Here is a 14625-nt window from a genome sequence, read left to right as displayed (position 1 = left end):
TTGGCCGATTTCCGATCAACCAGCTTTAACACTAATCCTGGCGCCCTTCAGGGGTGCCATCAAACCGGCGTTCCAGCCCTTGCCAGCACTCCTGATAATCGTTTTGCAGGCCGGGCAATTCGGCGGCAAAGCGGGTCAGTTGCTGGGGAAAACGGGTTTCAAACATAAAGGCCATTGTGCCTTCCTGCTTGACCGGTTTTAATTCCATTTCCGATGCCTTGGTGAAACCCTCCGCATCGGGGCCGTGGGCCAGCATCATGTTATGCAGGCTCATGCCACCGGGAACGAAGCCTTGTTCCTTGGCATCATACTGGCCTTCGATCAGGCCCATAAACTCGCTCATGATGTTGCGGTGATACCAGGGCGGGCGAAAGGTGTTTTCCGCCACCATCCAGCGCGGCGGAAAAATAACAAAATCGATATTCGCCGTGCCGGCTTCGCCCGATGGCGCGGTTAACACGGTAAAAATCGACGGGTCCGGGTGATCAAACAAAATCGCGCCGACCGGTGAAAAGGTGCGCAAATCGTATTTGAACGGGGTGTAATTGCCATGCCAGCCCACAACATCCAGCGGAGAATGGCCAATATCGGTAACATGAAACTGCCCGCACCATTTTACCAGCACCCGGCACGGTGTTTCCTTGTCTTCATAGGCGGCAACGGGTGTTTTAAAATCGCGCGGGTTGGCAAGGCAGTTTGCGCCAATCGGCCCGCGTTCGGGCAGAGTAAATTTCGCCCCGTAATTTTCGCACACATATCCGCGCGCCCCGCCATCGGCACCAGCATCGAGAATGGAAACCTTGAACATCATGCCGCGCGGAATTAACGCAACTTCTAACGGCGCAACGTCCATAATCCCCAGTTCGGTGAAAATGCGCAGCGTGCCAATTTGCGGCACCACCAGCAATTCTGCATCGGCATTAAAAAAGTAATCATCGACCATATCGGCATTGCACACATAAACATGAGTCGCCATGCCCGACTGGCCCAGTGCATCGCCCGCCGTGGTGATGGTGCGCATCCCGGCGATAAAATCGGTCGGGGTGGTTGGCATATCCACCGGGTCCCACCGCAACTGGCCCAATGCAAGGGTATGGTCATTCAGGCAGGGAGCTGTTTTCCAATGCGGCAAATCAAGTGTTTCAAACCGGCCATTGTGGCGCACGCTGGGGCGAATACGATACAGCCAGGAGCGTTCATTGGTGCCGCGCGGGGCGGTAAAGGGCGATCCTGAAAGCTGTTCGGCATAAAGGCCATAGGCGCATTTTTGCGGGCTGTTTCGGCCTTGCGGCAACACACCGGGCAGGCATTCGGTTTCAAAATCATTGCCAAAACCGGGCATATATTGCAAATCGCCCGTGTTTGGTGCCGGGTTCTTTTTTGCTAAAACAATGTGATCACTCATTGCCTTCTCCCTAACATTATTTGATATAGTTACATTCGTAACTATAATTTTTGTAACTATCAAACAGCGATCAAACGCGATGACAGAAAAATTCGACCTGCACGGTTTCCTGCCATTTTTGCTGCATCACACCAGCGAAAAAGTCAGCCTTGGCTTTGCCGATATTTACCGCGACCGCTATAAAATGACCCGGTCGGAATGGCGCGTTCTTGCCACCCTTGGCCAGTATGGCGCGCAAACCGCAACCGATATCGGCATTCGCACCGGCCTGCATAAAACCAAGGTTTCCCGTGCGGTTCATTCCATCGAAACGCGGCGCTGGCTAAAACGCCGACAAGATGAAAACGACCGCCGCATTCACCTGATCGAATTAACCAGACAAGGCGAAAGCGCCTTTTTATCCCTGTGCCAGGCGGGCATTGCCTATAATCAAAAAGTCCGCGATTTTCTGGGCGACAAGGACTTTGAGGCGCTGACGACCCTGCTTGGCAAACTCAACAGCATGTAATTCAATCATCAGGGGGCCGCACGGGCGCGCCCGCCCCAGCTATGATTAAACAGATCAATTTCGTGCAAAAACGCCTCAAAGGCGGCATGACCGGGCTGAAAATAATTGGCCTGCGGGTTCATCAGGGTGACGCAGCACGCCACTGCCCCGTCAAGATTAAAAACCGGCGCGCTGATCGCCGACAGGCCCGGCACAATGTCACCCTCAATCACGGCCGCCCCGCGTTTACCGGTTTCCGTGATCAACTGATCCACCGTGGCATCGTTCCAGCCCAGAATTTCCTGCTCGGCGACAATGACATGTTCAATTGCCGAGCGTGGCATAGCGGCCAAAAATGCCTGCCCGGTGGCGGATCGCAACAGCGGCATCACCGTGCCCAACCCCATGGTCGAAATAACCGGCGGCCCGCCATGTTCGGTGCGGATCAACACCGGGCCGCGTTCGCCCCAAATCGCCAAATGCCCGGAAGATCGCCATTCAAGGGTAAGGCTGCGCAATAAACGCCCGGCGCGCATCACCACATCATTGCGTTCAATCGCCGATAAGCCCATGCGCAAGGCCATTGGCCCCAAACCATACAAGCCCGATTGGTCATCCTGAAACGCCAGCCCGATGCGCGCCAGGCTGGTCAGATAACGATGCACCTTTGCCGCCGGCATATCGACCGCCGCGGCCAGATCCTTTAACGGCACGGGATATTGAAAATCGCACAAGGCCGAAATAATACGCCCGCCGACCTCGATCGACTGAATACCCTTGCGGGTATCGCCAGCGTCTTCGACCGTCGGGTCAATGGCATCGTGTTGCGAAAGTTGGGTTGGGGTCACGATTAAAAAATGCCTGTGAAAATTTCATATTGCGTAATTCATTATATATAGCATAATTCCAATCTGAAAGAGGAAATCGCTTTTGCCCTGCCGTCGCGTTGCCAGAGCCACCAAAACAGGGGTGCCGCCAACAGACGATATCAAAGGCAATGCCCTTTTTTATGCAGGCGGGCACGGCCCCGCACGCAGCCAAGGCACATTAAAAAAAAGAGCCCGGGATGAAACTGAACGACCTGACTTTTTACGATTACTTCCGTTCATCGGCCTCGTACCGCGTGCGCATCGCCCTTAATCTGAAAGGGTTGCAGCCAGAAACGGTCGAGATTGTTGATCTGCGCACCGGCGCGCAATCGCAAAGCCTCTATAAATCGGTCGAGCCATCGGGGCTGGTGCCGTCCTTTACCTTTGGCGGCAAAACCTTCGGCCAATCGCTGGCGTTGATTGAATGGCTCGATGCGATGTATCCATCCCCGCGCCTGATCCCGGCAGATCCGCTGGCCGCCCTTGGCGTGCGCGAGGTCGCCCATACCATTGCCTGCGACATTCACCCGTTGAACAATTTGCGGATTTTAAAATACATCACCAACACGCTAGGTGCGTCGGCCGATGCGAAACAGGAATGGTATCGCCACTGGATTTGCGCGGGGTTTGACACGCTTGAAGCCCTGATTGCACCCCACCGCAATAACGGACCGTTTTGTTTGGGGGCGGACCTGTCACTGGCCGATACCTGCCTTGTGCCGCAGGTTTATAATGCGCGGCGGTTTGATGTCGATTTATCGCCCTACCCGGCCATTTGTGCAGTGAATGCCCATTGCACCAGCCTGCCTGCCTTTGCCAATGCCGCCCCGGAATAATCCCAACAGCCTGAACCAGAAACAGAAACAAATCGGCTGCACCGCAACAGGTGCCGCCAGACAAGACAAAACAACAGGGAGAGAAACATGAAACATCTGAATTTCCGCAAAACCATGCTTGGCCTTTTGGTCGGCGCAACGGTGCTTGCCGGGGCAAGCTATGCCAATGCCGCCGAAATTACCCTTAAAATCAGCCATTACCTGCCGCCCAGCCACGGCTTTCAAAAGGATTTTCTGGAACCCTGGGCCAAACAGTTAGAAGAAAAGACCCACGGCAAGGTCGAAGTTAAAATTTACGATGCCACATCGGCCTTTGGTAAAATTGACCGCCAGGCCGATCAGGTGCGTGCCGGTGTGATTGACATGGCGGTGGGCCTTAACGGTATTCCGCGTGACCGTTACCCGGCGGCATCGATTATTGAAATGCCGTTTCTGGTGAAATATGCCGATTCCGGGTCTGAAACCCTGTGGAACCTGTATAAAGAAGGCATGCTGGGCAGCGATTACAAGGATTTCAAGGTTCTGGCCCTGTTCACCCATGAAGGCGGGTTGATCCATACCCTTGATAAACCGGTACGATCCCTTGAGGACCTGAAAGGTCTTCGTTTGCGCACGCCAAGCCCGGCGGTTTCCGCCATGCTGGAATCGTATGGGGCGTCGCCGGTTGGTTTGCCGCCCTCGGCGATTTATGAAAACCTGCAAAAAGGCAATATCGACGGGCTGGTTACCACCTGGGACCTGGTTAATGCGGTTAAAGCCAACGAACTTTTGAAATACCACACCGATGCCGGGGCCTATGTGGCCGGGTTCTATTTTTTGATGAACCAGAAAAAGTTTGATTCCCTGCCCGAAGATGTTCGCAAAGCGATTGACGAAATTTCGGGCGATCCTCTGGTCGCAAAATTTGGCGGCTGGTGGGATAAATGGGAAGCCGCCGGCAAGGCCGATGCGGTTAAGCATGGCAATGAAATCATCAAAATTGATGATAAAACCCGTGCCGAATGGAAAGACGCCGTTCAGCCCATGATCAAGGAATACCTTGAGGGCCTGAAAGCCAAAGGTGTGAAAGACCCCGAAGCCATTTACCAGCGCGCCCAGGAACTGGTCACGCAGTTTGACACCAAATATCACGCTGGCGACAAATGAACCAACCGACCCACATTCGTGATGAACCGCAGCTCTATGCTGCGGTTCGCCGCCTTGACCATATCATGACCCGCATCACCGATATTTTCGCCTTTGCCGGTATGACCGCCCTGATTGGCGCGATTGCGGTTGTGGTGGCCGATATTGTCTGGCGGCGCATTGGCGGCCAGTCTTTTATCGGGGCGGTCGATTTAACCCAGTTTTGCGTGATGGCGGCGGCATCCTGGGCCATTCCTCATGCCTTTAGCACTGGCGCACATGTCACGGTGGACCTGTTTGGCAAGCGGATATTTCGGCGGTTCTTTTACATTATTGATGCCCTGATCCCGCTGACCGGCGCGGCATTAATGGCGTTTTTGTTTTATCTGTCATGGGGCCGGGCGATGGAACAACTGGCCTATGGCGATGTCTCGCAAAACCTGGCAATCCCGATGATTTTGTTCTGGGTGTTTTTGCTCAGCGGGTTGGCTCTGTCGACACTGGTTTGTTTTGTTAAATTTCTGAAATTTGTTTTTACGGGCGAGACGATTTAATGGCGACGGAATGGGCAGGATTAATCGGCTTTGTGGTCGCCCTTGGTTTGGCATTGCTGCGCGTGCCGGTGGCCGTTGCCATGGCGCTGGTCGGCATTGGCGGCACCTTGATGCTGATGGACTGGTCTTCGGCCAGCTATGTGATGGCAAGCCTGCCGTTCGAGGCGATATTTCCCTATGGGCTTTCGGTAGTACCCTTGTTCATCTTTATGGGGGTGTTTGCATCGCATTCCGGCCTGTCGGGTAATTTGTTTCGCGGCATAACGGCCTTTGCCGGGCACCGTCGCGGCGGCCTTGCGGCATCCAGCGTCGGGGCCAGTGCCATTTTTGGTGCCATTTGCGGATCATCGCTGGCGACCTGTGCCACCATGGGTCGTGTGGCCCTGCCCGAAATGCAAAGCCGGGGTTATGCCAAAAGCCTGGCCGGGGCGTCGATTGCGGCGGGCGGCACATTGGGCGTTCTCATCCCGCCCTCTATCTTGCTGGTGATTTATGCGCTGATGACCGAACAATCGATTGGCGCGCTGTTTGCCGGGGCCATGATCCCCGGTGTTTTGGCAACCGTGCTTTATATCATCTCGATCCGTTTACAAGTCATGCGCAAACCTGAACTGGCCCCTGTCAGCGATTATACCCCGTGGTCGCAACGCTGGGGGGCGCTGTTGCGGATGTGGGATGCGATTGTTCTCATCCTGCTGGTGATTGGCGGCATTTACGCCGGGTTGTTTTCGCCCACCGAAGCCGCCGCTGTGGGTGCGGGCGGGGCGTTACTGTTTGCCTTTATCCGCAAAAAACTGACCTGGACGGTTTTACGCAGCGGCATTCGTGAAACCGCTGGCATGACCGGCATGATCTTTTTGATCCTGATCGGTGCATCGTTATTTAACTTTTTCATTGAAACCAGCGGGCTGACTCAAACACTGGTTAACTGGATCACCAGTCAGGGTTTTTCGCCGCTGGCGGTGCTGATTTCACTACTGGTTTTTTATGTCGTTCTGGGCTGTTTCATGGACAGCCTTTCCATGATTTTGCTGACCGTTGTGCCCGCCTATAGCGTAATAACCGGTGTTGGCTATGACCCGGTATGGTTTGGCGTTGTTCTGGTGTCGGTGGTTGAAATTGGCCTGATCACCCCGCCGATTGGCATGAATTTGTTCATCATTCAGGGTGTTGCCCCCGACATGAACATCGCCACCCTGTCACGCGGGATTTTACCGTTTCTGGCAGCGGATTTTATTCGTGTGGTGCTTATGATCGCCATTCCCGGTTTGATCATGTGGTTACCGCAAATGCTGGGGTTGGGCGGGTATTGATTTGTTCACGAGATGTTATGAACCCCGGGTTTTCCAACACCAAATCCGGGGTTCCGTTTTTCATCACAGCAAAACCAACCAGGCGATTGCCTAACACATTGATTCAATCGTAATAACTCATTCCAAAATCAGCCAGACCGATATATAGAATTATACAATTCTATAGTACAAAATCGGGTATTGGTGATGGATGAGCAGAAGATCGTTATTAACTGTCCGATTTGCGGTGAACCCACCCGAATACCCCTCAGGGATAAAGTCCTGAAAATCATTTGCCCGTCATGCAAAGGCGATTTTCACTATTCTGCCAGTACCGGTTTTATTGATCCCGCAACAGAAACGAACGAGACACCGGATGATACAGAAACCGAAGAACCTGTCGCGCGAAAGGCCAAAGCCTATCAGCCAAGACACGAAAACAAGGTAACCGATCTCATATTGCCGGGCGCGCTGTGGCTTGTCGTCGTCGCAAACGGGTGGCTGATCACGCAATTTGGCACAGATACGTTTCTGGATACCAGTATTCGCATCATCGCCTTTATTGCGGTCATTGTGAGCGGTAATTTCCTGCTCAGCCGAAACGAAAACATCGGCTGGGCAACAGCGATTGTCGGCCTCATGCTGGCCACCAAATGGCTCAGCAACTGGCTTTTTGTTGAGCAACTCTTGGCCGCCTTTGCCATCTTGCTGGCGTTTTATGGGCTTTTGCGGTTAATCACCGGTCGCGACAAGGATGCCTCACGGGTCAGCGGATTTTTTAAGGTCTCTTGCGTGGTTGCCGTGCCGCTTCTATCGATAGCAACCCTTGTTTATTCTGACATCTGGGACGCAAAAATCGTTCGGAAAAACCTTACGACCATGATATCGACCGCGGTTTCAGACACAGAAAACGCATCTTGCGCACCAAAGGCCCTTCCCGCCCTAATGCAACGGTTGGGCCTGTTGCAAAAGAAAACACCGAATGTCGAGTTGCCCAAATACCTTACGTTCAAACTGAGCGACAAAAAGATTGCCAATGCCCGGGAAGCCGAAAAAGCCCTTTTTGATGACAACAAGACGATGGCCGAAAACTTGCTTCGATATGCGGCCCACGCCTTTAAAGAACAGGATTTCGAACTAAGCCTGCAATATATGGGGCTGGCTCGCAAGGAAACCCGCGATCTGCCGGGCAGCTATTATTTCTATTACGCCTATATGGTGCAAAAAATTTCCCATTCAGAACGATATTCAACGTCAACCGAATTTTTTGCACAATACACCAAAGATTATGCCAATACCTATCTCGCCCTATCGGGAGACTGCGCTGCTTTTAAGAACGAGGCCCAGATACTCGCCCAGGGGAAAGAATTATGAAATTTTCAGTCATCCGGTTTGTATTTTTAATTGTTACCCTGATTTTATCGCTCCATACCCCCGCCTTTGCCGATGAAGAGGACATCACCCGCATTAACAAGGTGGAATCCGACGTCATTACCTTTAAAGATGTGCAGGTTCGGTTCCCCGCGCCGATGTTAGACGGATGGGAAGCAACAGGGGAAGGAACGGCCTGGGTTGATATTCGGGCAAAGCTGCTAATTTATACCCTGTGGGGGGAACCTGTTGTTTATTGCACGGCAAACTGGACCTTTAAAAAAGCCGCAACCAAAAACAGTTTTGTCTCGGCCATAAAAGGTATCGGCACCTATGTGCCTGATGACATTGCCAAAAAGATTGAGCTTTATAGCGTCGACTTGAAATTTTCCCCGATCCTTTTTGAGAGTGTATGGGTCGAATGTGACCCCGGTATTTTTGGGGCCTCGGGCGACCCGGATATTAGCTTTAACATCCCTGGCAGCCCAAGCTGGGACGATCTTTTCCAAAGCAACGGATTTGAGCTTTCAGACGCCACAAAACGCGCAAAATCCTATTATCGCGACCTGCTAAAAACCGGCAAGGTCCAAACTAACGCGCTGCATGAAGTACAAAAGGCGCACATTAATCTGTATGCAGTTGGAGAATGGCTTGCGAAGCGCGACCAGAAAATAGCACAGGACAAACTCGACCAGGCCCGCACGCGCCAAAACGACATTCCCGCCGACCCGGAAAAAGAGATTAGCGAAGCAGACATCCAGAACCTGTTTGAAAGCACGTTTCGCGCACAACGCCTTGAACAAATACAGGACCGTTTTCCAACCGATATACCGGTAAACAAGGCTTTGCGCGCACGTGAGAAAAGTTTAAGCCAACAATTCGCAAGCTGCCCGTCTTTTCATCAACCCGATGGGTTTGAAGACGCCCCCAACGCCCTTGTAGCCTATCGTACCTGTCTGCCCTCACCGCTTGATGAACTTGTTGATTTTTCCGTTGGCGAAGGAAATGACTATCGCTGTGGATACAAGGATAAGCAGGGCAAGGTTGTGCTGGAGGCGGAATATACAAACTGTAGCTCAAGCCTGAACGGGATTGGCCTTGTTAAAAAAATTGTTGGCACGCGGGAAATAAGCCTTCCAATATTCGGCCTATGCATCGGGCGTTGTTCGAGAGGCACTGTCTCACACACGACACACACAGAAAATATCACAAAATGGACGATCATTAATTCGCGCGGCCAGACCCTGGCACAGGAAGGCAATGCCGCAGACTTCTTTGGCTTTGAACCCTACCGTTTCAGGTTCTATGACGGTTATCTGGTCCTGACCCGGAAAGAAAATGATGTGGAACAGGACTTTGTTTACGATACCCGGATGAGGCTGAAAATGTCCCTGCCCGAGAACTGGCACTATCAGGGTTATTCGGAAGGGTTATTTGTGCTTCGATCCAACGCCGACCGAAATGATGATGGCGAGTATTTGTTTGGGTATTACGGTTTTGACGGGCAATTTGCCTTTGATCCCATAGAGGCGAAAGACGCCGATCCGTTTGAAAAGGGACTTGCCCGGATCGAATTTTCAGATGGTGACGCACTGTACTTTGATAAAAATGGACGTTACGTGAGATAAACACGAAAACAAAAAGCCAGAGGCGCGCATATACACGCACCTCTGGAACCACAATGAACGGTTTTATTCCGCCGCATCCACCTTCAAAACACCGCGACGGATCTGGTCTTCCTCGATGCTTTCAAACAAGGCACGGAAATTGCCTTCGCCAAAGCCTTCGTCGCCTTTGCGCTGAATGAATTCAAAAAAGATCGGCCCGATCACGGTTTTTGAGAATATTTGCAGCAAAATCTTGGTCATGCCGCCATCAATCACCCCTTCGCCATCAATCAGGATGCCGTGTTTTTTCATCCGCTCTATCGGCTCGTCATGGCCGTTTACGCGGTCAAACGACTGTTCGTAATAAACTTCAGGCGGGCCGGGCATAAATTTAAGGTCATTGGCCGCCAGTTTGTCAGTTGCTTCGTAAATACCATCGGTGCCAACGGCGATGTGCTGAATACCTTCGCCATTGTATTTTTTCAGGTATTCCTCGATCTGGCTTTTATCGTCGGTCGATTCATTTAACGGAATGCGAATTTTACCACAGGGCGAGGTAATGGCACGGCTGACCAGTCCGGTCATTTTACCGGCAATGTCAAAGAAATGAATCTGTGTGAAGTTAAACAGATTGCGATAAAAATCCCACCATTTGTCCATATTGCCGCGATAGACATTATGGGTCAGATGGTCGAGGAAATAAAAGCCAACCCCTTCGGGTTTCGGGTCCCGTTCGCCGATCCAGTCAAATTCGGCGTCATAGGCCGAACCGGTATCGTTATAACGATCAACAAAATAAATCAGCGAACCGCCAATGCCGACGATGGCCGGCACATCAAGCGTTTTATCATCGCCCAAATAAGGTTCGGCGCCCTTGGCAACCGCGTGGTCAAAAGCATGTTGGGCATTCACAACCCGCCATGCCATCGCTGGCGCACACGGACCATGCTTTGCAACAAATTTCATCCCGTGTGATCCGGGTTCGGCATTAACGATATAGTTAATATCGCCCTGACGCCAGACAGTGATATTTTTGCTTTTATGTTTGGCGACGGGGACATACCCCATGCGGTCAAACAGCACCGCGAGTTTTTCCGGGTCATCATGCGCAAATTCAACAAACTCAAAACCATCGGTGCCAGCGGAGTTTTCATCGCTGATGGTGGCGCGCGGCGCATCGTGCGGGAACGGACCCATGGGAAGTCTCCTGATTTTGGATTTGTCTAATTATTAACTGCCCATAATCTTGCGCCCAATCGCGTACAATGTGCTTGCATTCTTAGAGGGATTTGCCAGTATTTTGCACGAAACACGCATCAAAATATAAAATGGCGCACATATGACGCATCTGGATAAAATGGACCTGAAATTACTGGCCGAACTACAACGCGATGGCCGATTGACCAATAACGAGCTGTCGGATCGCATTGCCCTGTCGCCGTCGCAATGCTCGCGCCGACGCACCCGGCTAGAGGCGGAAGGCTTTATTTCGGGCTATCATGCCGCGATTGACCGGCAGAAGCTGGGGCTGGGCCTGATGGTGGTAATTTCGGTAACGCTGGCCACCCATAACCGCGATAACGCCAAACGGTTTGGCGAGTTGCTGGCCGATTTACCCGAGGTGTTAGAGGCCTATGCCCTGACCGGGGAAATGGATTATCACTTAAAAGTCGTCACCCGCGATTTGAATGATTTATCGCGATTTGTGAATGATGTGCTGTTGCCACATGATTCCGTTCAGCACGTTAAAACATCGATCGTTTTAAACGTGCTGAAGGATTTTGAAGGATTATCGGTGCAATAAACGTGCATGAAAAGCAGACGGGATGACGTAAACCCCACCCCGTCTGGTGTTTTCAATCACTCAAATTCGGCAACACTCACCCGGCGGTCTTCGTGGGCCGCTGTCGCTACGGCGTGAATAAGTTTTTCAAATTCAAAGGCGTCGTTGAAATTGGGGTAGGCATCCTCGCCCCGGGCCAAAGCCGACAGGAAGGTGGCACATTCAATGACCTTAAGGTCGTTAAAACCCAACTGATGGCCCGCTGCCGGGCAGAAATTGCCATAGGGCGCGTGATGCGGGCTGGTCAGAATGGTTTTAAAGCCCTGTTCCGCGGGGTTGCCGGTGTTTTGATAAAGCTGCAACTCGTTCATGCGTTCCTGATCAAAACAAATCATACCTTCACTGCCGTGAACTTCCCATGCCAGGCGGCTTTTGCGACCCCAGGCCGACCGCGATGTTGAAATGCTGCCCTGCACCCCACTTTCAAAGCGGATCACGGCCGTTGCAGTATCTTCGTTTTCAACGGCCGCATGACCGGACCCATCGGCCAACGGGCGGGTTTGATGCACGGTTTGCATATCGCCAATCAGGCTGTTGACCGGACCAAGCAAACCATAGGTCATTGATACCAGATGGCAGCCCATATCGCCCAACGCGCCTAGCCCGGCATCGGCAAGGGTGCTGCGCCATGTCCAGGCCAGATCAGGGTCCGCCTGATAATCCTCGTCCACCCAGCCGCGAAAATGCACCACCGGGCCAATCGCGCCGGATTTTACCAACCGACAGGCATGGGTAAAGGCCGGGTTATGGATGTAATTATAGCCGACCATGGTTTTAACCCCGGCTTTGGTCGCGGCATCGCGCATCTCGCGCGCCTGATCCAGTGTTAGAGCCAGCGGTTTTTCGCAATACACATGTTTGCCTGCGGCAATCGCGGCCAATGCCATTTCATGGTGCAACATATTGGGCGTGGTGATGGAAATGATATCAATCGCCGGGGCGGTTAACAGGTCGCGCCAGTTATCGGTTGCGCGGGCAAAGCCAAACTGGTCGGCAAATTTTTCGGCCTTGTCAAAGGGTTGCTCGCATAACAGTTCCAGCCGAACATCCGGCACATCCCCCATAACCGCCTTTGCCGCCCCATAAGCCAACGCATGGGCCTTGCCCATAAAGCCGGTTCCAATCAAACCAACGCCAATGCTGCTCATTTTCCTAGACTCCTCGCCCAAATAAAAATAGAATTTTTGTTCTATATTCTGGATGACCATGGAACATGTCATTCGTCAAGAAAAAACAAAAAAGGCACGACATGAGCGATCAAACCGCCCCCGTTTCGTTGGAAGAATTTAATCACCGCCTGCTCGACATTTCCGAATCCATGCCCAAACGCCTGCGTCAATGTGCCGATTACATTGCCGAAAACACCGACCGCATAGCGGTTTCAACGGTGGCCGAACTCTCATCTGCCGCCGGTGTGCAACCATCGGCCTTTATGCGGTTTTGCCAGTTAATGGGGTTTTCCGGCTTTAGCGACATGCAAAAAATGTTTCGCGAAACCTATGCCCTGAAATGGCCGGACTACGCCACAAGACTGGAAAATTTAAAGGCATCGGGGGCTGATAGCCCATCGGCATTACTGGCCGAATTTGTCGAGGCCGGGCGCATATCGCTGGAAAACCTGGCATCCTCGATTGACCCTGAAACGCTGGAACAGGCTGTGGACTTGCTGGCCCATGCGCCGATGATCCACATCATTGGCCTGCGCAGGGCGTTTCCGGTGGCGTCCTATTTGTCCTATGCGTTGGAAAAAATGGATATTCCCGCTGTTTTCCATGACGGGGTTGGCAAGCTGAACCACCGCCATACCATTCGCAAAGGTGATGTTCTCATCGCCATCACCTTTGCCCCCTATTCGCAGGAAACCGTGGAACTGGCGCAATATGCACGCGGACTCGGCAATGAAATTGTTGCCATAACCGACACCATTACCAGCCCGCTTCAAAAATTACACGCCCTGACCCTGCATGTGACCGAGGTTGATGTGGGGGCGTTCCGCGCCCTTTCGGCCACACTTTCGCTGGCGATTTCCCTTGCGGTTGCAATTGGTGCCAGGCGGGACCAGACAACAAAATAGAAAATTTTGTTGCATTTCATTTTTAATGGAATAAAAATTCCATACGCAAACAAAAGGGGAAGCAACCCGCTTTCCCGTTTTGCCAAGCGGTTCGCCGCAATAAACCAGAAACCGTAAAGCAAAATGCCGAGACAACGGCAGGAACCACCGCACCGATCCTACAACGGTGTTACGACCAAAAGCCGATAGGGAGGCTAAGACCAAGATGAAAATGAAAAAGACACTGACCGCAATTGCCGCCACAACCGTGGCACTTGCCGGATTGGCCACATCGGCCACCAGCGCCCAGGCTGCAGGCGAAAATTTTGTTCTGATCAGTCACGCACCGGATTCCGATAGCTGGTGGAACGTGATCAAAAACGCCATCAAGGTAGCGGGCGACCAGATGGATGTGAATGTTGAATATCGCAACCCGCCCACCGGCGACCTTGCCGATATGGCCCGCATTGTGCAGCAGGCCGCTGCATCCAACCCCGATGGCATCATCGTTACCATTGCCGATTTTAACGTGCTGAAAGGCCCGGTCGAAGACGCGATTGCCAAGGGTATTCCGGTTATTACCATCAATTCCGGCACGGTCGAACAATCGCACGAACTCGGCGCGCTGATGCATGTGGGCCAGCCCGAATATGACGCCGGTTTTGGCGCAGGCAAACGCATGGCCGCCAAGGGTGTAAAATCCTTCCTGTGTGTGAACCATTACATCACCAACCCGGCGTCGGTTGAACGGTGCCGTGGCTTTGCCGATGCGATTGGCACCGATCTGGGCAACCAGATGATTGATACCGGGCTTGATCCGTCGGAAGTGAAAAACAAGGTTTCGGCCTATCTTAATGCCCATCAGGATGTGGGGGCCGTTTTGGCCCTTGGCCCGAATTCGGCTGAACCAACCCTGGATGCCCTGCGCGAACTGGGCCTGAACGGCCAGATCCCGTTTGGCACATTTGATCTTTCGGCCAAAATTGCTGATGGCATCAAAAAAGGCGATATCGACTTTGCCATTGACCAGCAGCCTTACCTTCAGGGGTATCTGCCGGTTGTCATCCTGACCAACTATGTGCGTTATGGCGTTCTGCCGTCAGGCGATATCAATTCAGGTCCCGGTTTTATCACCAAGGAAAATATCGGCCTGGTGGAAAAATATGCGGGCGAATATCGCTAA

Annotated in this window: 14 protein-coding genes; 10 read left to right on the top strand and 4 right to left on the bottom strand. The window is 52.4% G+C overall.

The window, feature by feature from the left end; all coding sequences use genetic code 11:
- Nucleotides 1–31: 31 nt before the first annotated feature.
- Nucleotides 32–1405, bottom strand: coding sequence for a homogentisate 1,2-dioxygenase (gene hmgA, locus TMES_RS14320; protein WP_085583718.1), 1374 nt, complete (start codon nucleotides 1403–1405; stop codon nucleotides 32–34).
- Between the two features lie 79 nt (nucleotides 1406–1484).
- On the opposite strand from hmgA, the gene TMES_RS14315 reads away from it, so the two are divergent.
- Complete coding sequence (locus TMES_RS14315; RefSeq protein WP_085583716.1) at nucleotides 1485–1913, top strand: MarR family winged helix-turn-helix transcriptional regulator; 429 nt, start codon at nucleotides 1485–1487, stop codon at nucleotides 1911–1913.
- 8 nt (nucleotides 1914–1921) lie between these two features.
- Here TMES_RS14315 and TMES_RS14310 read toward each other — a convergent pair whose 3' ends face one another.
- On the bottom strand, nucleotides 1922–2740 hold the full coding sequence (locus TMES_RS14310) for an IclR family transcriptional regulator (protein ID WP_245835441.1): 819 nt from the start codon (nucleotides 2738–2740) through the stop codon (nucleotides 1922–1924).
- A 218-nt stretch (nucleotides 2741–2958) separates the two neighbouring features.
- On the opposite strand from TMES_RS14310, the gene maiA reads away from it, so the two are divergent.
- From maiA to TMES_RS14280, 6 genes are all read left to right on the top strand, one after another.
- Nucleotides 2959–3597, top strand: a complete 639-nt coding sequence (gene maiA / locus TMES_RS14305; RefSeq protein WP_085583712.1) for a maleylacetoacetate isomerase — start codon at nucleotides 2959–2961, stop codon at nucleotides 3595–3597.
- A gap of 87 nt (nucleotides 3598–3684) precedes the next feature.
- Nucleotides 3685–4743, top strand: coding sequence for a TRAP transporter substrate-binding protein (locus TMES_RS14300; protein WP_085583710.1), 1059 nt, complete (start codon nucleotides 3685–3687; stop codon nucleotides 4741–4743).
- Nucleotides 4740–5276: a TRAP transporter small permease gene (locus tag TMES_RS14295; RefSeq protein ID WP_085583708.1), complete on the top strand. Its 537-nt coding sequence runs from the start codon at nucleotides 4740–4742 to the stop codon at nucleotides 5274–5276. The genes TMES_RS14300 and TMES_RS14295 overlap by 4 nt, the downstream gene beginning before the upstream one ends.
- Nucleotides 5276–6589 carry a TRAP transporter large permease gene (locus tag TMES_RS14290; RefSeq protein ID WP_085583707.1) on the top strand — a complete coding sequence of 438 codons (1314 nt, stop codon included), beginning with the start codon at nucleotides 5276–5278 and terminating at the stop codon, nucleotides 6587–6589. Before TMES_RS14295 ends, TMES_RS14290 begins: the two co-directional genes overlap by 1 nt.
- A 186-nt stretch (nucleotides 6590–6775) precedes the next feature.
- A complete protein-coding gene (locus TMES_RS14285; protein ID WP_085583705.1) occupies nucleotides 6776–7942 on the top strand; it encodes a hypothetical protein in 1167 nt (388 codons plus the stop codon).
- A gap of 332 nt (nucleotides 7943–8274) precedes the next feature.
- Nucleotides 8275–9567 carry a WG repeat-containing protein gene (locus TMES_RS14280; RefSeq protein WP_158091240.1) on the top strand — a complete coding sequence of 431 codons (1293 nt, stop codon included), beginning with the start codon at nucleotides 8275–8277 and terminating at the stop codon, nucleotides 9565–9567.
- Between the two features lie 63 nt (nucleotides 9568–9630).
- Here the strand turns inward: TMES_RS14280 and hppD are convergent, their stop codons facing one another.
- Nucleotides 9631–10743, bottom strand: coding sequence for a 4-hydroxyphenylpyruvate dioxygenase (hppD, locus tag TMES_RS14275; protein ID WP_085583701.1), 1113 nt, complete (start codon nucleotides 10741–10743; stop codon nucleotides 9631–9633).
- 142 nt (nucleotides 10744–10885) lie between these two features.
- Here hppD and TMES_RS14270 point away from each other — a divergent pair, with 142 nt between their 5' ends.
- On the top strand, nucleotides 10886–11350 hold the full coding sequence (locus TMES_RS14270; protein WP_085583699.1) for an Lrp/AsnC family transcriptional regulator: 465 nt from the start codon (nucleotides 10886–10888) through the stop codon (nucleotides 11348–11350).
- A 56-nt stretch (nucleotides 11351–11406) separates the two neighbouring features.
- Here TMES_RS14270 and TMES_RS14265 read toward each other — a convergent pair whose 3' ends face one another.
- Nucleotides 11407–12537 (bottom strand): Gfo/Idh/MocA family protein, encoded by a 1131-nt coding sequence (locus TMES_RS14265; RefSeq protein WP_085583697.1) that lies wholly within the window; start codon nucleotides 12535–12537, stop codon nucleotides 11407–11409.
- A gap of 101 nt (nucleotides 12538–12638) precedes the next feature.
- Here TMES_RS14265 and TMES_RS14260 point away from each other — a divergent pair, with 101 nt between their 5' ends.
- Nucleotides 12639–13463: a MurR/RpiR family transcriptional regulator gene (locus TMES_RS14260; RefSeq protein WP_085583695.1), complete on the top strand. Its 825-nt coding sequence runs from the start codon at nucleotides 12639–12641 to the stop codon at nucleotides 13461–13463.
- A 205-nt stretch (nucleotides 13464–13668) separates the two neighbouring features.
- Nucleotides 13669–14625 carry a sugar ABC transporter substrate-binding protein gene (locus TMES_RS14255; protein WP_245835440.1) on the top strand — a complete coding sequence of 319 codons (957 nt, stop codon included), beginning with the start codon at nucleotides 13669–13671 and terminating at the stop codon, nucleotides 14623–14625.

It is taken from the genome of Thalassospira mesophila, assembly GCF_002115755.1.
Classification (GTDB): domain Bacteria; phylum Pseudomonadota; class Alphaproteobacteria; order Rhodospirillales; family Thalassospiraceae; genus Thalassospira; species Thalassospira mesophila.
This window is presented reverse-complemented; position numbering and strand designations above follow the sequence as displayed.

Excerpts from the sequence above, each read along its gene's own strand:
- hmgA (WP_085583718.1), bottom strand. The coding sequence starts at position 1,405 with ATGAGTGATCACATTGTTTTAGCAAAAAAGAACCCGGCACCAAACACG.
- TMES_RS14290 (WP_085583707.1), top strand. The coding sequence starts at position 5,276 with ATGGCGACGGAATGGGCAGGATTAATCGGCTTTGTGGTCGCCCTTGGT.
- TMES_RS14295 (WP_085583708.1), top strand. The coding sequence starts at position 4,740 with ATGAACCAACCGACCCACATTCGTGATGAACCGCAGCTCTATGCTGCG.
- TMES_RS14260 (WP_085583695.1), top strand. The coding sequence starts at position 12,639 with ATGAGCGATCAAACCGCCCCCGTTTCGTTGGAAGAATTTAATCACCGC.
- hppD (WP_085583701.1), bottom strand. The coding sequence starts at position 10,743 with ATGGGTCCGTTCCCGCACGATGCGCCGCGCGCCACCATCAGCGATGAA.
- TMES_RS14300 (WP_085583710.1), top strand. The coding sequence starts at position 3,685 with ATGAAACATCTGAATTTCCGCAAAACCATGCTTGGCCTTTTGGTCGGC.
- TMES_RS14285 (WP_085583705.1), top strand. The coding sequence starts at position 6,776 with ATGGATGAGCAGAAGATCGTTATTAACTGTCCGATTTGCGGTGAACCC.
- TMES_RS14255 (WP_245835440.1), top strand. The coding sequence starts at position 13,669 with ATGAAAATGAAAAAGACACTGACCGCAATTGCCGCCACAACCGTGGCA.
- TMES_RS14265 (WP_085583697.1), bottom strand. The coding sequence starts at position 12,537 with ATGAGCAGCATTGGCGTTGGTTTGATTGGAACCGGCTTTATGGGCAAG.
- TMES_RS14270 (WP_085583699.1), top strand. The coding sequence starts at position 10,886 with ATGACGCATCTGGATAAAATGGACCTGAAATTACTGGCCGAACTACAA.
- TMES_RS14315 (WP_085583716.1), top strand. The coding sequence starts at position 1,485 with ATGACAGAAAAATTCGACCTGCACGGTTTCCTGCCATTTTTGCTGCAT.
- maiA (WP_085583712.1), top strand. The coding sequence starts at position 2,959 with ATGAAACTGAACGACCTGACTTTTTACGATTACTTCCGTTCATCGGCC.